Genomic DNA, 17,125 nt, shown 5'->3' with positions numbered 1-17,125 from the left:
CGCGGGCCACGGCAAGCGCCTCCCCTACCACCGCCAGCTCAGCTGCGCGCCGCCGTACCAGGCCCGCCCCGGCGCCGGCTGGAAGTACCGCCCACCAAAGGCATTCAAATCATTGCCGAGGCTGTAGCTGCGGTTCGTGGCATTGTCGATGCCCGCGTAGATATTGGTTTCGAGGTGCCCGGCCAGGATGCGCCGCCACCCACCCCGCGCCCCGAAAACCCAGTAGCCGGCGGCCTCTTCGGTATTGGCGTCGTTGAGCACCACGCGGGCCTGGTGGCTCAGGCTGGGGCTGAAGTAAAGGCCCTGGCGCTCGCTGAAATCGAGCCCCTCGCTGAGCGTGTGCGGCGTGGTGCCGGTGAGGCGGTTGCCGCTCAAATCGGCGCTGCCGCTGGGGTAGCTGCCGAAGCGGAAGTCGTTGTAAGCGTAGCTGGCCCAGGCGCGCAGGCCCGGGGGATTGGCGCCAGCCTCGGCCGCCGCTGCCTGCCACAGCCAGCCGCTCAGGGCCGCTTCGAGGCCGCGCTGGTGGGTGCTGCCGGTATTGCGGAACACCACGATGCCCTGGTCGGTGGTGCTGCTGACGATGGTTTGGCGCAGCTCCAGGTCAAATACATTCACCTCGTAGCGCAGCTGGTTGCTGAAGAAATTGCCGCGCGTGCCCACCTCGTAGCTGGTGCCGCGCTCGGCCTGCAAGTCGCCATTCAGGCTGCCATCGGAGGTGCGGATTTCGTCGGTAGTCGGCGGTGAGAAACCGGTGCTCACGCTGGCGTACACCGACAGGTTCGGGCTAAACTCCCGGAGCAGCGCGATTCGGGGCGACACCTGGGGCTGGAAATCGCGGGCAAACCGGTAGGCGTTGGGTTTCGCGACGGCGTCGCTCACCCGCTCGATGCCGTAGTGCAGGCGGTTGTAGCTGGCGGCCACGGTTAGGAGCAGGTCGGCCGGCAAGCTGTAGTCGGCCTGGGCGAAGACGAAGCCGGTGGTGGTCGTGATTTCGTCGTCGTAGCGCAGCGCGCCGGGCGTGCCGCCGTTGTTCACATAGCTGCGCCCGTCGGTGAAGCTGGCCTGAAACTCGCCGCCGCCCTGCAGCCGCAGCACCCGCCCGGCCAGCGCGGTGCGGTAGCTCAGGGCCGTGCGCCCGCCCGCGCCCACCGCCACATTGCTCTCGTAATCGACCAAATACGGCGTGTGAATGGTGGTGCCGCTGCCATAAAGCGTGGTCTGCAATTCCAGCTTATCGGTAAACTTATACTCGTGCGTGAGGCCCAGCAAGCCCGTGCGCGAGGCATAAAAGGCCTGTTGCGCCACCGTGCCGGGCGCAGTGGCCGTGCCCGGCCGCGCCTGCCGCGGGTCGGCCCCGAACTGGGCGCGGGTGAGGCCGCCGGGCAGCTGGTAGCTGATGTCGGTGTAGAGCAGGTGGGCCGCCAGCGTGGTTTTGGGCGAGGCCACGGTGCGGGCATCCAGCGCAAAAACATCGCGCCGCAGCGCGCTTTGCTGGCGGTAGCCGTCCAGCGATTGGTGGGCATATTGCGCACGGATGCTGCTGGTGGCGCTGCCCGTTTCGGCCGTGACAGTGCTGCGGCGCAGCCCGTAGCTGCCCACGGTGCCACCCGCCGAAACCCGGCTGCTGCCCGCCGCCACTTCCGGCGTGCCGAACAGGGCCACGCCGCCCGTGCCCGCGCCGTACACGCTGCCGGCCGGCCCCTTCAGTATTTCTATTCGCCCAATGATGGCGGGGTCGAGCAGGTTCAGCGGGGTGCTGCCGCTGGCGTCGGTGTAGGGAATGCCGTTGTAGTACACCTTCACGTTGCGCACCCCGAAGGGCGAACGCAGCGTGCTGCCCCGGATGCTGAGCCGGTAGCTGGCCGTGGCCCGCTCTTCCAGCCGCACGCCGGGCAGCGTGTTTACCACCTGCGTGAGCGCGGCGGGGCTGAACTGCTCAATCGTGCGGGCATCAATTACGCCCACGGCGGCGGCGGTGCGGCGCAGCGGCAACTGCTGGCCGTAGCCGGTCACGGTGGCTTCGGGCAGGGCCACGGCGCGGGTGGTATCGGGCCGCGTTTGGGCGCGGGTGGGTAGCTGCGGCAGCCACAGCAACAAAAACAGCAGGTAACGGTGGGGCATGATTTGCAACGAAGGCACAACGACGCAGACCAGCGGGGTACGGGAATTGTTGCCGAAAGACAGCGTATCCGCACAAATTTTCGCGGCCGTAGAGACGCATAGTTGCGTCTCGTCGTTGAACGATAACGCCGTCCCCACGACCAGCATGTTCACCAACGAGACGCAAATACGCGTTTCTCCGCCGCCCGCTTTCCCCTGCGCTCATGCACCTCCACCTGCCCCGCCGCCACCGCCGCAAGCTACTGTTCCCGCCGGGCCTGCTGGCGCTGGCGGGCCTGCTGTGGCTGGGCTGCGTAGCCCTGAGCAGCCACCCGGAACAGCTGAAACGCCATAGCGTAATGCAGCTTACCATGCCGCCGCTGTCTTCCTCCGACATCATTTGGCCGATGCCGCACGCGTATGGCTATGCACACCGCGAGCCCCAGCTGCGCTACTCCACCCTGCCCCACCTCCGCACCTGGTTTACCGTGGAGTTCGGGCAGGGCCCGGCCCTCGACAACCGGGCAGCTCACGAAATAAAAATGGCCCTGCGCTCGCTGGCGCTGGGTTCGGACGACCTACCGACCAGCAACGGGCTGCGCGTTGTGTTTGGCGCTCATGCCCGCTACGCCTCGCTGGTGTTGGTGCTTGACCTGATGAACCAACACAACATCAGGAAGTATTTTTTTGATGCCCGGGATTTTCGCAATCGCACCTCATTTTACGCCTTCAATGGCAGCCTTCACCGCCAGCGCTGGACGGACCCGCTGCTGAGCACCCCACCCTCACCGCCGGCCGCACTCGACGAGCTTCTACTTCCGCCAGCGCCACTCCCACAGCCGGATTTGTGGTCCCGTCTGACCGCCACCAATTGGTGGCCCCAAACCCAGCAGCTTTCCAAAAGCTGGCAATTGCTGGCCCGCCCGGAATGGTCCTGGGTGCTGCACTTCCTGATGCTTCTCACCGCCTGCTCGGCTTGGCGCAGTGCTACGTTTGAAATCAGATTCGCCCGCTACGGCAAGGTGCCGAACAGCGCCTGGCGCAGCACCTCGTCGCGCTGGTAAATATCGGGCAGGAAGCGGAGGCGGCCTTTTTCGGCGCTGCAGGTGGCGTAGCGAATGTAGACGGGCATGGGGCGGGTGAAAGTCACGTCCTGGGGGTCGGCCTCGCGGGCTTCGGCGGGGCTGGGCAGCGGGTCGCGGCGGCCTTCACGGCGCAGCAGGTAGGCCGCCAGCTCACGCGGGTGCTCCAGCCGGATGCAGCCGTGGCTCAGGGCCCGGTTGGGCAGCGCGAACAGCCGGCGGTAGGGCGTGTCGTGCAGGTACACGGAGTGGGCATTGGGAAACCGAAACACGATGCTGCCCAGCGCATTATCGAAGGCAGCCGACTGGCGGATGTTGTACACGAAAGTCTGCTCCGTGACCCGTTCCCAATCGATGCGCCAGGGGTTGCGCCGGCGGTTGCGGCCGTCGTACAGCTCCAGGTTATTATCGTTCAGAAAACCGGGGTCTTCCTTGAGGCGGGGCAGCATTTCCTGCGAGGCAATGGAATAGGGCACGTTCCAGGTGGGAGCCAGCGTGAAGTACTTGATGCGGCTGCTGAGCGTGGGCGTGGGCGTTTCGGGCTTGCCCACAATCACCCGAAAGCGGCGCAGCACCGAGTCGCAGGCCACCACCTGCAGCTCGAAGGCGGGCAGGTTAATCAGCAGGTACTCGTCGTCCCGGCCGATGGGCTCCCAGCGCCAGCGCTCCAGGTTGAGCGCCACTTGTTCATACCGGGCCTGGTGCCGGGCCACCGAATCGGGCGAGCCCAGCCGGGCCAGCCAGCGGGCCAGTGCCTGCTGCAGCTGGCGGTATTCGCGGTTGGCGGGCTGGCCGGCCAGCATGGCCTGCGGCACCCGGCCGGCGACCAGGGCGGCACGCAGGGCCATGGCCGGATGCTGGCCCGCTTTTTCGCGGACCAGGGCGGTGTAGGGGCGCAGGCGCCCGCGCCGCAGGTCACGCATGAAGGCCAGCACCGCGTCGCTGAGGTACACGTCGAACCGGGCCAGCCGGCGGGCCCGCGCGGCCGCATCGGGGGCCGAAGCAGCGGCCGGGGCCAACGAGTCGCGCAGGGCCAGCAGGCGCGGCAGGCCATAGTCGGTGGGGCGCAGGCCGTGCTCGGGGGCGCGGGCCAGCAGCGCCAGGGCCGCCGCCGCATTGCCGCCGAGGCTGTCGGCAGCCGTCCAGGCCGGCGCGCCGGCCAGGCGGTACAGGGCGCGCACCTCGGCTCCGGCCTGCAGGCCCAGGCGTCCATCGGCGGCGCGGGCACCACCGGCCGAGGTGTCGAGCTCGGCCTGAATCAGGGCGGCCACCGATGGCACCGGCGGGGGCTCGGGCAAAGCCGGGGCGGCCGCCACTACCGGCTCCTCGGGCGGCGCACTGGTCAGCACCGGCCGCGACACAGCTCCGCAACCTGCCCCGGCCAGCCACAGGCCCAGGCAACCTCCAAGCAAGCACAGGTTAACGCGTAGAGGTGTTGGCACTAAGGCGGAGCTTAACAGCGAGTTGTATATAAATATAATCAATAATCCGCTGGGCACCCACTCATTAGAACGTTGCTTCGCTGAGGCCCCCAGCCTTTGGCCACGCCGTATTTTCTTAGCATCGGCCAGCCGCCGGGCTGCTATCTTAGCCCATCGCAGCCTGGTGGCCGGCGCGGGACATCTGCCCGGCTGCCGATGACTCCCGCCCTGCCCTTTCCCGCCCCATGCCTGCCCTCCCGCCCAACCTCCGCAACGCGCTTTTCCAGCTTTCCCAGAAAGAAAAAGACCAGCTCCTGGCCAGCCTCGTGGCGCAGGATGCGGTGCTCACCGAGCAGCTGGCCTTCCGCCTGCTCGAAGGCCCCGATGCGCTGGAAAACCGCCGTGCCGCCCTGCGTGCCCAGGTCGATGACCCCGTGCGCGGCTACCACCAAACGCCCAACGACCTGCTCGTGATTCTGCGGCAGCTCCAGGCCCGGCTGGCCTACCACGCCCGCATCACCGACGATGCCTTTGGCGAAATCGAGCTCAGCTGGCGCCTGCTGGCCAACGTATTCCGGCACCAGCCCGAGGCCACGGCCCGCCTGCACGGCCCCACCCAGCCACTCCTCCAGCACCTCACCAGGCGCACCCACGAAGCCCTGAAACAAACCGCCCGCCTCCACGAGGACTACCACCTGGAGCTGGCCGAAACCGCCAACGCCGTGCTGGCCGCGCTCTGGCAATCCGGGGCCGCCCCACTGGCGCGGGAGTTGGGCATCCCCAGGTCATTTGGCGATGAACAATGAGCAGCTATCAATCAACGGCAAACCATTCACCGTCTGGCAACTGCTCATTGTTCGTTGCTCGCTGTTAATTGCTACCTGACCTCACAGCGCCCGGAAGACGATGGGCATGGTCAGGGTAACCCACACGGGCTGGCCGTGGATTTTGCCGGGGTTCCACCAGGGCATGAGGCGCACGAGGCGCAGGGCCTCTTCGTCGAGGCCGGAGCCGAGGCCGCGCACCACACGCGGGTCGTGCAGGTGGCCTTCGGGGTCGACGGTGAAGGTGAGGTACACTTTGCCCGAGAGGTTGCGGTCGAGGGCCGCGGCGGGGTAGTTGAGCTTGCTGCCCAGGAACTTGAGCAGGGCCGCGTCGCCGCCCGGGAAGGTGGGCATCTCGTCGGCGGTGAAATAGATGGTGGGGGCCGCCGGGGCCGGCTTGGTGGTACTGGCACCGCCGTCGGTTTGGGGCAAGACAACCGATGAGGCCGTTTGGGCATCAGCTCCGCCAATGGCTCCGGCCATTAGTCCGCAGATAAGCGCAAAATAGCGAAGCATAAGCTGAGGCCGGATAAAGTTCTATTTTACAAAGCTACCAGCGCCATTCAATGGCCCGGCTCACCCAGAATTATCCTTTTGTTACGCTAATGGTGGCAATACGGCCCGCGCCAACTCGGCGGCGAGGGTATCTTTTCCAGCCGAACCACAGTACACTACGTTGCATTCGTTGTATTTGCCCCGCCCGTCCCATGTCCGCTCCGAACCCGCGCGCTCCCCATTTATCCGAAGCTCAGCTGCGCCAGGCGCTCGACGGGCTGGATGCCAAGATAAAGACCCTGCACAACCGGGCCCACGCCACGGCCGCCGGCTCGGCCAATACCTATCAGCAGCACGCCGAAGCCCTCGAAGCCAAGCGCGCCCAACTGGCCGAGCAGCTCAACCAGGCCCCCGCGCCGCCCGAGGGCCCCGAACCCGGCGTATGGAAGCAAATCCGGCACGGCATCGATTCGCTGGACGACGACGTGCAGGCCCTGCTGTAAACCGGTTCGGCACGCAGCGCGGCAACACCTAATCCATCATAAAACAACCTTCCAGACACTCTCAACTTCTTCATTGCCATTGACATGAAAAAATTCCTTCCCCTCGCCTTGTTTATGCTTTGCATTGGGCTCACCAACCAGGCTGCTGCCCAATCGAAGCCCAAACTGCGGCCTAAACGCGCGTTTGCCCACAATTCGGAAGCACGCAGGGGCAAAAACGACAAAGCCCATTTCCGAAGCGAAAGCAAGCGCCCCATTATCGACCTGACGCCTCACAAGTCAACCACATTCAAGACTGCCAAAGCCAACAAGCCCTACAAATTCAGCAAGGGCAACGGCTTTGGCAAAGCCAAGTAGGGAATTGCCACTGCCTGCAAAAGCCCGGCTTTCGTCTCGGCGAAGGCCGGGCTTTTGCAGTTTGGCTCGGCTCGGAACAGCTTGCGGCCCGGCACCGCATTTTTTCGCTGATTTTTCCCGGCGCCGGGCCGTCCGCGCACCGGGAGCGCTGCGTATGGGGCTATCTTTACTACCACGGTAACCTATAGCTTTCTGCCTGATGAAAAACACGTTACGTATATTGTTATTCTTTTCATTAATTGGATTGGCTGGCCCGCTGCGCGTGAGTGCCGCGCCGCCCACCGTGCCCGGCCGCCTGGTGCTGAAGCTGCGGCCCGGCCAGTCGCAAGCGGCTTTGGAAGCCGCGTTTAGCACGCTCGGGGCCTTTGGCTTTCAGCAGAAATTTCCGCACGCCCTCGCCCCCAGCCCCGAAAGGCCCGGCAGCGTGGAGCTGCGCGGCATCTTTCAGTTTCATGTTCCGCCCGCCCTCACCCTGGCCAAGGCCCGCGCCGTGCTGCTGGCCACCGGCGCGGTGGAGTACGTGGAGCCGCTCTACATCCGCGAGCCGCTGTATCAGCCCACCGACCCGATGGCGGATTCCACCAATACCAACATCGCCACCGGCCAGTTTTACCTCAAGCAAATCCAGGCCTACCGCGCCTGGGACGTGACCCGCGGCGACAGCTCCATCGTCATCGCCATCACCGACGGCGGGGTGCGCCTCACCCACGAAGACCTGCGCCAGCAGATTAAGCACAACTACGCCGACCCGATTAACGGCATTGACGACGACGGCGATGGCTACGTGGACAATTTCACCGGCTGGGACCTGGCCGACAACGACAACGACTCCGGCTACGACATCACCATCATTCACGGCACGCTGGTGGCAGGCATCGCCGCCGCCCGCACCGACAACGGCCTGGGCATTGCCGGGCTGGGCAACCGGTGCCGGTTTTTGCCACTGAATATTTACCCCAACACGCCCACCGGCGTTTTTGCCGGCATTGAGGCCGTGGTATATGCCGCCGACCACGGCTGCCAAATCATCAACATGAGCTGGGGCGCGCCGGGCGGCTACTCGCGCCTGGAGCAGGACGCCATGAACTACGCCGCCGTGAACCGCGACGCCGTGCTGGTGGCCGCCGCCGGTAATACCAGCGCCGACATCCTGTTCTACCCCGCTTCCTACGACCACGTTATTTCGGTATCGGGGGTGCAGAACACTGACCAGAAAAGCCCCAACGCCACCTTCAACCACCGCGTCGATTTGGTGGCGCCGGGCGTGAGCATCCTCACCACCCAAGGCTACCACGCCGCCACCTCGACCGGGCCGGCCGATGGCGACTACATTGCCGTGGGCGGGACCTCGTTTGCCGCGCCGCTGGTAGCGGCGGCGGCGGCGCTGGTGCGGCGGCAGTTCCCGCAATTCACGGCGGCGCAAGTGGCGGCCCAGCTGCGCCAAACCACCGACAACATCGACGGCCTGCCCGTGAACGCCGCCTGGGCCGGCCGCATGGGCACCGGCCGCCTCAACGTGCTGAAGGCCCTCACCCAAACCACCCGCCAGGAAGCCCGCGTGCTCACCAGCACCTTCGCGCCGGCCCGTGCCACCTATGCCCCCGGCGACACCACGCGCCTGACCGTGGACGTGCAGAACCTACTGCTGCCCGTGGCCGGGCTCACGGTCACGCTCACCTCGCTTTCGCCCTACCTCACGGTGCAGCAGGGCAGCTTCGCGGTGGGCAGCCTGGCCACGCTGGGCCGCGCCACCAACGCCGCCACGCCCTTCCGGGTGGCCGTGGCTGCCAGCACCATCCCGCTGAACACCACGGCCACGCTGCGCTACCGCCTCACGGCCACCGGCGGCTTCCAGTACGACCAGTACGTGGACCTCGTGCTGAACCCCGACTATGTGGTGCTCAACGCCAACGACCTGGCCGTGACGCTCACCAGCCGCGGCAACTTGGCCTACGACAACCTGACCGGCACCATCGGGGCGGGCGTGACATACCGCGCCAGCGGCAACATTTTGAGCGAAGGCGGCCTGCTGCTGGCCGCCAGCCCCACCCGCGTATCGGACCGAATTCGCGCCAGCGGCTCGCAGTCGCGCCAGTCGTTTTTCTCCCTGAACCAGGCCACGCGCCAGCAGCCCGGCCCCCGCGCCGCCCAGGAAGCCCGCGTGGCGTTTCAGGACACGGTGCCGGTGGCGGGCAGCCGCGTACGCAGCGTGGGCGTGGCCGTGCGCCAGCGCGCCTACGCCTGGGACACGCCCGGCCGCCGCGATTTCGTGGTGCTGGAATATTCGCTCAAAAACATTACCGCCGATACCCTGAAGCCGCTTTATGCCGGCTTGTTCACCGACTGGGACCTGCCTACTCCCGACGGAGCGGGCAAAAACGCCGCCGCCTGGGACAGCACCCGCACCCTGGGCTATTGCTACCCTTTGGGCATATCCTCGGCGGCCATCTCACCCCCCGTTTATGCCGGCGTGCGGCTGCTGCGGGGCGGGACCCCGGCCGTGTATTCCATCGATAGCAGCGCCCCGGCCGGCAGCCCCATCCGCCTGGCCGACGGCTTCTCCCTCGCCGAAAAATTCCTTGCCCTGAGCAGCGGCACCGCCCGCGCCCAGCGCACCGCCGGCCTGCCCAACGGCGCCGATGTGGTGCAAGTAGTGGGCACCCGCCTGGCCAAACTTGCCCCCGGCGATTCCACCACGGTGGCCTTCGCGCTACTGGCCGCTCCTACCCTGGCGCAGCTGCAAGCCTCCGCCGATGCGGCGGCGCAGGTTTATGCTACGCTGCTGCCCACACGGCTCACGACGCTGGCCGCCGGCTTCAACGTGTACCCCAACCCCAGCACCGGCTTGCTGCGGGTGGAAGTACCGCCAGCTTTTGGGTTGGCCGAAGTGCGTGTGCTGGATGCGCTGGGCCGCGTGGCTATGCACCAGGCCGCAAGTGGAAGCTCCGTTAATCTGAACGTTGCCAAGCTGGCACCGGGGCTCTACACCGTGCAGGCGCAAGGTGTCGGCGGCCTACTGGCCCGGACGGTAGTGGTGCGCTAAGGCTCAGTGCAACTCCCATAGCTCATCCCAACCGGTAGTGTACAGGGGCGAGCAATGGGCGGCCCGGCCGGCCCAAACGGGCATTTTGGGCTGGCCTGCTGAGTTTTTGGCAACCCCCGCCGCCGCCAGCCGCACCAGCTGCCAGCCAAACCGGGCGTTGAGCGCGTCCAGGGTTTCCATCAGCTGCTGGCTGCGCGGCAATGGGGGCCGCGAACAGACCCAGCTGCGTTTGGCCAGCGGGTTCCAGGCCACTGAGCAGCACCCCGGCGCGATGGCAGGCCACGCCGGGGCGGCGCAGGCGGTGCAAGCCTTGCAAGGCGGCTTGCGTGAGGGCGCTGCTGTCGTTGGTGCCCACGGGCAGGCTCACGGCAGCGGTGTGAGTTTTGGGGCCGGCAGTTGGCGCGTACTTATCCGTGCCCAAAATCACCGTCACCAAGTGCGCGGCCAGGCCAGCACCCGTCACAGTGCCCATTTCCTGCAGCTTGTGGGCATAGCGCCGGCCCACGCCCCAGATGCTTGCTACGGGCGCCTGGGCCAGGGCTTCTTCCCACTGGGCGGCGGTTTCGAGCAGCAGCACGCCGTTGGCACCCTGCTTGCGGGCCAGTCGGTTAGCCAGTTTAGCCAGCGTTTTGGTGGGCGCGATGCCGACGCAGACAGGAATGCCGGTATCCCGCTTCACCGTCTTTCGCATCCGAATGCCATAGGCCAGCAAATCGGGCGCCAGCAGGTTCATGCCCTGCAAATCCAGGAAGGCTTCGTCGATGGAATACACTTCCACGCCCGCCGCAAAGCCGCCCAGCACCCGCACTACGCGCCGGCTCATGTCGCCGTACAGGCCATAGTTGGTCGAAAACACCCGCACCTGGTGCTACTCCAGCAGCGGGCGCGCCAAATGGTACGGCTCGCCCATTTTCAGGCCCAGGGCCTTGGCTTCGTCGGAGCGCGAAATCACGTTATGGTCAGCCGGGGAATCGCTCCCCCGGCTGCCACTTCAGAACCGTGCGTGAGACTTTCACCTCACACGGCTCCTCGTTGTGCACCGCTACTGCGGGCTGCCATACTGCCGTCCTGCTTTGTCTTTTGGTCATGACAGTGCCGGTGCAGCAGTTGCAGGTTCGCCGACTCCTCCTTTCCGCCGCATATTCGGGGTACACGGTGGTCCTTTTCGAGTACATCCGTGTCCGTGAAGCAGAGCTTACACCACGCACATCGCCCCGCCTGCCGTTTGAGCAGCGCACTGGTGCGCCGGTCCAGGCCGTGGTACTCCCGCAGCCGGGCGCCCCAGTACACCCACTTGCCATCGAAGGGGGAGCGACTGCCCGCCACCTTGACGTGTCGTTTAATACGGTTGACGCTGTGCGTCCGCAGCCGCACGCCTTGCGGCGTGTCGAATTTCCAGCTGCCTTGTTCGAGTCGCCAGTATTTGTGCACGATGCGGCGTTTGTGCTTGCCGCTGTGCCGACGCGTGGCCAGCGGCGGAGCTTGTGGTGGAGGCTGTAATCCAGCCGGGAGAAGACGTCTTTGGCCACCACGCCCGCGTAGTAGGTGCACCAGCCCCGTATCACCGGGTTCAGTTCCCGGATGAGGGCGGCCTGGGGCGAGTCCCGCTGCCAGTACACGATTTCGTGTAGTCGGCGGTCGTGGCGCTGCTGCGCGGTGCGGGAGGGTTTAATTAGCGTCTTGTATCCCAACGGGATGCCTCGGGGGCTTTTTCCCGTGTGGGTGCGCCCCACCGGGAATTGCCGGACACTCATGCCCAGGAAATCAAACCCGGCCGGGTGTTCCGGTGCGTGGTGCCGCGTGTGCACCACCCGCGTTTTGGCCGGTTTCATGGCCAGTCCCAAGGGCGCCAACCAGTCCGCTAGTATTTCCCGACACGCTTCGATAACGGCGCGGTCTTCGTGGAGGACCACGAAGTCGTCAGCGTAGCGAATCAGGGTTGCTTTCGGACTCAGGCGGGTGGGGCTGATGCGCTTCTGTCGGAAGTGCGTCTGGATGACCGTTTCCATGCCGTGGAGGGCGATGTTGGCCAGCAGCGGCGAGATGACACCCCCTTGGGGAGTGCCGGCTGCCCCCGGCTGAAAGACCTCGCCCTCCATCACCCCGGCCCGTAGCCAGCCCTTGAGCAGGCGACGAAACAAGGGCATGGTGGCCACTTTGGCTAAGAGCCGCGCGTGGTCGATGCGGTCAAAACACTGCTCGAGGTCGGCGTCCAGCACCCATTTGGCCCGCTGGTTGATGCCGTTGTAAATGGCCCCGATGGCGTCGTGCGCCGACCGGCCGGGCCGGAAGCCGTAGCTGTTGGGCTCGAACCGGGCTTCCCATTCGGGTTCCAGCGCCAGCTTGACCAGGGCCTGCAAGGCCCGGTCCCGCAGGACGGGAATGCCCAACGGGCGCTTTTCGGTGGAGCCCGGCTTGGGTATCCAGACCCGCCGCAGGGGCTTGGCCGCGCACCGAAACGAGCGCCGACGGCTGAGCCGCAGGCGCTGGTTGTCGGTGAGCGACTTCACCCCGTCGATGCCGGCCGTGCGTTTGCCTTGGTTGTCCTGGGTGACTTTGCGAACGGCCAACAACTTGGCCGCCCGGGATTTACTCAATAGTTTTTGGAGTTGGCGCACCTGGCGGGTATCCCCCCGGAGGCTGGCCTGATAAATGCGCTTTTGCAGTCTGAAAACCGTGCGCTGGAATTGCTTCCAGGGCAAGGCCTTCCATTCCTCCATCTGTGGCGTCACAGTGTCCATCGTCTTGACTGCTACTGACTGCATTTATCGATACACAACGGGCGCAAGTGGGCGTATCCGCCGGCTTTCCCGGCGGCGTTGGCTTTTTGCGCCATCCTGCCACGGGCCGGCGTATAGCTGGCGGCCCACTGCCGAAGCAGAGCCGTTCCGTGGTTTCCTTGTTCCATCTGTCTGTTTCACGAAAGGGTAGCGTCCCACGTGGTCACCGGGTTGTGCTGTGAATGAGCGGCCGTGGTCGGAAACGCATTACCACGGCCCGACAACCGTTCCCTTTTGGGCAAGCTTGTCATACTGGCTAAGCTTGTTCAACGTAACGATGAGTAGTGGATTCAGAATTCTTACGCATGCTTTCACACTTGCGGGGATAACCGGCCAGTCTCCGGCGTACCCGCGTTCTTTCCCGCTTCACCCACCCGGATTGCCACGCCGGGTAAGTGGGGAAAGCGTTTTCGCCCGCTCATCAGGGCGGCAGCAAATTGAACGCTGCACCAGACAGATGGTTATTCTTTAGCCCGAGCTAAAGAACGCCTGCTTAGTTAGTTCACAGGCAACAAGTCGCGCACACCCGTCATTATTCGAGAGCACTAACACGGGCCGGCCCGCCAGCTGCGGCGCGAAAACCTGCTCGCAGGAAACGTAGTCGAGTAGGCGGAGGGCATTGCTGCCCTCCACCCCTCCAAGAACCGTACGTGAGAGTTTCCCCTCATACGGCTCACGCCTCACCAATACCCGGCCTTCGCCGGACGCGGTTTCTCTACCTGAATCCCTTGACTATGCACCTTTCGGTGGCAATCGGGGTGCAACAGTACCCGGTTTTCCGACGTGTCTTTGCCGCCGAGCACCCGGGGCCGCAGGTGGTGGTTGTGCCAGCCCGTTTGCTCCGTGATAAGCTCGGCGCAGACGGGACAGCGCCCGCCTTGCTGCTGCCAGAGATACGCCAGTTGCCGCCGACCCCGAAAGGTCTGCTGCATTTGCTGGGTCAGCCGTTGCTCGAAATACAGTTCCCATCAGACGTCAAACGGGTTGGCTTCCTCTTTGAGGGAGATGTGCCGTCGGATTTTCACGTCCGACAGGGCAAACAGGTGGGGGCGAATCATGCTGCCGTCCTGTTTGACCGCCTCGCCGCTAAAGACCCAGATGCATACCCGGCATTCAGCGTTTTCGGACACAGTCAAAAATCAGATATTATACTTTTGCTCAACAATGAATTATCAGTTGCTGCTACCGAACGCCGACTACCCGATAATCGCCCAGCGAATGGATGACGTGCGTGACCACGCCCCACACCGCCAGGCCCGCGTCGCGGTCCACGGCCAGGGGCGGGTAGCGGGCATTTTCGGCCACCAGCCAGGGCTGGCCGGCGCGCAATTGCAGGCGCTTGATGGTGTGCTCGCCCTCCACCACGGCCACCACGATGCTGCCGTGCCGGGCGCGCAGGGCCCGGTCCACGGCCACGAGGTCGCCGGGGTGAATGCCGGCTCCGGTCATCGAATCGCCGCTGACGCGGGCCAGAAACGTGGACGCCGGGTTGCGAAACAGGTGACGCGTGAGGTCGAACGGGGCGTCGAGGTCGTCGTCGGCCGGCGAAGGAAAACCCGCCGGCACCGGGCAACCGAACAACGGCAATTCCCGAGTGTCTACCAAAGAGGCCGAAATAAAATCGTGAAAGTGTGCAAGCATACGACTGCCCCAGCGTCTATGTAAATGCGCTTAGGAGATGCTATTTGCTAACTAATTTAGTAAATTGTTTTCTGCACTACTCCAAATCCGAAAATAACGCCCAGTCGTACATCAGGCTGCTTCATGGGAAAATCATGTTGATTCAATATTTTAGGTTATATTCTCTCTGAAAAAGCCTAAAAAATATTTTTTCCAACTTTTTTAGTTTACATAAAATCCTTATCTTTGGGTATGTCAAACGTAAAGCTCCCCACGCCGCTGCCCCTGCAGCAATTTGCCCGTTGTGTGAACGATGCGCAACGCCCAGCCGACTACGTTGGCGACTGGCCCCAGGCCGGCCGGGTGTACGCCGTGCGCGTGCTGCCCCACGTGCGTACCGGCCAGCCTCAGGTCCATGTGCTTGGTTTTTATGCCGAACGCCCGTATGGTGCCTTCGCCGCCCACCGCTTCGAGCAAGTGGCGGACGTGTGGTTGAATTAGGCCGCGCCGGCCGGTTTGCTGTATTCCTTTTGGCCCCGCTGGCTTCGTTGCCAGCGGGGCCGGTTTGTGTTCGGGCTTTTGGAGGTAGAGACGCAATAGGTTACGTCTCGTCGTTGAACGACCGGAACCACGTCGCACCGCACAGTTATAACAACATCAGCAACGACGAGACGCAACCTATTGCGTCTCTGCTTCAGCGGCCGTAGACGTGGAAAATCCCTTTGTCGGAGGGCGTCCAGAGGCAGGCTTTCTGGCCGCAGGCTTTCAGGGCATTGTTGGTCCAGGTGTTGCAGGTGTAGAGGAAGCTGTACACGCGGTGGGCTTCGTAAAAGGCGTCGTCGGGGCCATAGCTGTGGCCGGCAATGTGCTGGACGCGGCCGGCGGCATCGAGCGCGAAGCTTTGCTGGATGTAGGCGATGAGCCGGGCGTATTCGGCCGGGCTGAGGTGGAGCGGAATGGTTTGGGAACCAGCCTCCAGGCGGTGGAAATAGGTGGCGTGCATGGCCGCCGAGCCCAGCCAGAACGCCGCCACGAAGGCGGTGCGAAACTTGAGGTCGGCCCAGGTGGGCGTGTCGAGGTAAAAGCCCTTATCGCCCCAGCCGAAGGCGATGTAGCGCATGGTAGTGTCCTGCGACGGGATGTTGGCGAAGGGCAACTGCTGGCTCCAGTCCATCTGGCTGGTTTTGATGGGCAGCACGATGTCGGTGTGCACGCCATTGGTGTGCAGGAACACGGGCACGGTGAGCGCGGCATCGGGCCGCTCCCTGGCCACCGGAATGCGCGAGAGCACGAACGCCGCCGCCACGTACAGGATGATAATGCCGACGAGGGAAATCAACCCGTAACCGGCGATGCGGGCGGTTTGCTGGACGACTGGGTGCATAATCAAACGAATTAAACCGCTACTGGTCGCTGTGCGCCGAGCCGGCCCGCTGCGTGTCGCGCGTGTTTTTCTGCACCGCGATGGCCGCGAATAAGCTCAGCAAAAACGACATGGCGTAGAAGCCTTTTTCGCTCAGCAGCAGCGCGGCGTTCCACAGCCCCACGGTGAGCAGCAGCAGGCACAGGATGGTGGAAAACCAGCTCAGGCCGTAGTAGATATTGGTAACGGGAATGCCCTCCAGGCGGTCGCGCACGCTCTTTTGCAGGGAAATGGCCGAGAACAAGCCGTACATCAGCACCGTAAAGTAGTAGCCCTTTTCGTTGAGCGGCATCTGCGCGTTCCACAGGCCAATGTTGAAGGCGGCCAGGCCGGCCAGAAGCGCCACCCAGGATGCGGCGATAAAAGCATTGGACGGTTGCGGTTGGGGGTTCATGGCAAGCAAAACGGTTGAGTTTAGGCCGCCAAGTACGGCAGAAATCCTGGACCACGGCCCCCGGCCGGCGCGTGGTTTTGCCCGGCTGCCGGGCCATGGATTGGGTAGGCAGCGCATTTCCAAGCGGCCCTCCGCTGCCGCCCACCCCGATTAAGCCGGGCCTTTGGCTATACTAAATCACAGTACCAGAACCCAGTATCGAACGGACTGGGGTCGGTTTGGTCCCCGCATTCGTAGCCGGAATCGTCGGATTTGGGCGCGGGCGCGGTGTATTTGCGGTACACGATTTCACCTTTTTCAAATGGAATGGGCTGGCTGAACAGCGGGCCGTCGAACACGAAGGTGTGAAACTCGCCGTTTTCGCCGCAGGGGTCCACGGTGGCGGGCAGGTCGTGCAGGAATTCCTCGTCAACCACCCGGCCCACAAAGCTGCGGTCCAGGTATTTTTCGTTGACGCAGGTGGTGATGGTTTTGAATCCCAGGCCGATGAACTCCCGAATGAGAGTCGCCGTGGGCACGCCCCAGAGCGGGAAAACGGCCTGCAACTCCAGTTCGGCCAGCTTGTTTTCGCGGTACTGGCGCAGGTCTGCCAGGAAAATATCGCCAAAGATGGAAGCCGTGGCCCCGGCGCTTTTCAGCTCCCGCATGGTGCTGGCCATCAGCTGCTCGTAGGCTTCCATGGAAGGCATTTCGGGGAGGAACAGCTTGCGGCAGGGCAGCCCGAGGCTGGCGGCCTGCTGGTCGAGCAGGGCCGTGCGCACGCCGTGCATGGAAATGCGCTGGTAGGGCTCGCTCACGGTGGTCAGCAGCGTTTGCACGTCGTATTGGCCGCTTTGCAGCACCTTGTACAGGGCCAGAGCCGAGTCTTTGCCGCCGCTCCAATTGAAAATTGCTGGTTGTTTCATGCGCCGGCAAAGTAATGGCCTGCGAGCGGAAGCAGCCGCGGCGGAAGGCGTGAAATCCATGCTCAAAGTGTATGAGCTGGGCGGCAGTGACAAGAACAAGGCGATGGAAAACCTGCGCGCCGTGGTCGACGGAGGCGAGCTGAACAACTGACTGAAAAGCAAAATCAGCACCAGGTAA

At 64.3% G+C, this 17,125-nt stretch carries 17 protein-coding genes and 2 pseudogenes; 7 read left to right on the top strand and 12 right to left on the bottom strand.

From position 1 onward, the window contains the following. Positions 1–24: 24 nt before the first annotated feature. Positions 25–2,121, bottom strand: a complete 2,097-nt coding sequence (locus J4G38_RS19270) for a TonB-dependent receptor family protein (RefSeq protein WP_210518915.1) — start codon at positions 2,119–2,121, stop codon at positions 25–27. A gap of 203 nt (positions 2,122–2,324) precedes the next feature. Here J4G38_RS19270 and J4G38_RS19265 point away from each other — a divergent pair, with 203 nt between their 5' ends. Then, complete coding sequence (locus J4G38_RS19265; RefSeq protein WP_210518917.1) at positions 2,325–3,164, top strand: hypothetical protein; 840 nt, start codon at positions 2,325–2,327, stop codon at positions 3,162–3,164. Here J4G38_RS19265 and J4G38_RS19260 read toward each other — a convergent pair. After that, the gene (locus J4G38_RS19260; protein ID WP_210518919.1) at positions 3,113–4,594 is read right to left on the bottom strand and encodes a L,D-transpeptidase family protein; all 1,482 of its coding nucleotides are present in this window, start codon (positions 4,592–4,594) and stop codon (positions 3,113–3,115) included. The two genes, J4G38_RS19265 and J4G38_RS19260, sit on opposite strands and share 52 nt — an antisense overlap. A 254-nt stretch (positions 4,595–4,848) precedes the next feature. Between J4G38_RS19260 and J4G38_RS19255 the strand changes: the two genes are divergently transcribed. Continuing rightward, positions 4,849–5,409 carry a hypothetical protein gene (locus tag J4G38_RS19255; protein WP_210518921.1) on the top strand — a complete coding sequence of 187 codons (561 nt, stop codon included), beginning with the start codon at positions 4,849–4,851 and terminating at the stop codon, positions 5,407–5,409. 81 nt (positions 5,410–5,490) lie between these two features. On the opposite strand, the gene J4G38_RS19250 is transcribed toward J4G38_RS19255, so the two are convergent. Further along, positions 5,491–5,943, bottom strand: a complete 453-nt coding sequence (locus J4G38_RS19250) for an energy transducer TonB (protein ID WP_210518923.1) — start codon at positions 5,941–5,943, stop codon at positions 5,491–5,493. 191 nt (positions 5,944–6,134) lie between these two features. Between J4G38_RS19250 and J4G38_RS19245 the strand changes: the two genes are divergently transcribed. The 3 genes from J4G38_RS19245 (at position 6,135) to J4G38_RS19235 (ending at position 9,825) form a co-directional block, all read left to right on the top strand. After that, on the top strand, positions 6,135–6,425 hold the full coding sequence (locus J4G38_RS19245; RefSeq protein ID WP_210518925.1) for a hypothetical protein: 291 nt from the start codon (positions 6,135–6,137) through the stop codon (positions 6,423–6,425). 84 nt (positions 6,426–6,509) lie between these two features. Continuing rightward, positions 6,510–6,782, top strand: a complete 273-nt coding sequence (locus J4G38_RS19240) for a hypothetical protein (RefSeq protein WP_210518927.1) — start codon at positions 6,510–6,512, stop codon at positions 6,780–6,782. Between the two features lie 199 nt (positions 6,783–6,981). Then, entirely contained in the window at positions 6,982–9,825 is a 2,844-nt protein-coding gene (locus J4G38_RS19235; RefSeq protein WP_210518928.1) for a S8 family peptidase, read from the top strand. 3 nt (positions 9,826–9,828) lie between these two features. Here the strand turns inward: J4G38_RS19235 and J4G38_RS29220 are convergent, their stop codons facing one another. The 6 genes and pseudogenes from J4G38_RS29220 to J4G38_RS19205 form a co-directional block, all read right to left on the bottom strand. After that, positions 9,829–10,005, bottom strand: a complete 177-nt coding sequence (locus J4G38_RS29220) for a DUF4113 domain-containing protein (RefSeq protein ID WP_226163569.1) — start codon at positions 10,003–10,005, stop codon at positions 9,829–9,831. Positions 10,006–10,051: 46 nt separating this feature from the next. Further along, a pseudogene (locus tag J4G38_RS28735) lies at positions 10,052–10,681 on the bottom strand (Y-family DNA polymerase); the annotation flags it as partial. 161 nt (positions 10,682–10,842) lie between these two features. Continuing rightward, positions 10,843–11,115, bottom strand: a complete 273-nt coding sequence (locus J4G38_RS29215) for an HNH endonuclease (protein WP_226163571.1) — start codon at positions 11,113–11,115, stop codon at positions 10,843–10,845. 188 nt (positions 11,116–11,303) lie between these two features. Next, a pseudogene (gene ltrA, locus J4G38_RS19215) lies at positions 11,304–12,545 on the bottom strand (group II intron reverse transcriptase/maturase); the annotation flags it as partial. Between the two features lie 740 nt (positions 12,546–13,285). Beyond that, a complete protein-coding gene (locus J4G38_RS19210) occupies positions 13,286–13,537 on the bottom strand; it encodes an HNH endonuclease signature motif containing protein (RefSeq protein ID WP_226163567.1) in 252 nt (83 codons plus the stop codon). 250 nt (positions 13,538–13,787) lie between these two features. After that, positions 13,788–14,246, bottom strand: a complete 459-nt coding sequence (locus J4G38_RS19205; RefSeq protein WP_210518934.1) for a LexA family protein — start codon at positions 14,244–14,246, stop codon at positions 13,788–13,790. 231 nt (positions 14,247–14,477) lie between these two features. On the opposite strand from J4G38_RS19205, the gene J4G38_RS19200 reads away from it, so the two are divergent. After that, positions 14,478–14,726: a hypothetical protein gene (locus J4G38_RS19200; protein WP_210518936.1), complete on the top strand. Its 249-nt coding sequence runs from the start codon at positions 14,478–14,480 to the stop codon at positions 14,724–14,726. 193 nt (positions 14,727–14,919) lie between these two features. On the opposite strand, the gene J4G38_RS19195 is transcribed toward J4G38_RS19200, so the two are convergent. From J4G38_RS19195 to J4G38_RS19185, 3 genes are all read right to left on the bottom strand, one after another. Then, positions 14,920–15,609, bottom strand: a complete 690-nt coding sequence (locus tag J4G38_RS19195; protein WP_210518937.1) for a TIGR02117 family protein — start codon at positions 15,607–15,609, stop codon at positions 14,920–14,922. A 19-nt stretch (positions 15,610–15,628) separates the two neighbouring features. Further along, complete coding sequence (yiaA, locus tag J4G38_RS19190) at positions 15,629–16,042, bottom strand: inner membrane protein YiaA (protein WP_210518940.1); 414 nt, start codon at positions 16,040–16,042, stop codon at positions 15,629–15,631. Between the two features lie 167 nt (positions 16,043–16,209). Continuing rightward, positions 16,210–16,947 (bottom strand): Dph6-related ATP pyrophosphatase, encoded by a 738-nt coding sequence (locus J4G38_RS19185; RefSeq protein WP_210518942.1) that lies wholly within the window; start codon positions 16,945–16,947, stop codon positions 16,210–16,212. On the opposite strand from J4G38_RS19185, the gene J4G38_RS19180 reads away from it, so the two are divergent. Next, positions 16,946–17,098 carry a hypothetical protein gene (locus J4G38_RS19180; RefSeq protein WP_210518944.1) on the top strand — a complete coding sequence of 51 codons (153 nt, stop codon included), beginning with the start codon at positions 16,946–16,948 and terminating at the stop codon, positions 17,096–17,098. The genes J4G38_RS19185 and J4G38_RS19180 overlap by 2 nt on opposite strands. Positions 17,099–17,125: the final 27 nt, after the last annotated feature.

It is taken from the genome of Hymenobacter terricola, assembly GCF_017921975.2.
Taxonomy (GTDB): Bacteria; Bacteroidota; Bacteroidia; order Cytophagales; family Hymenobacteraceae; genus Hymenobacter; species Hymenobacter terricola.
Note: the sequence above shows the minus strand (reverse complement) of the source record. Positions and strands in the feature narration are given on the sequence as shown.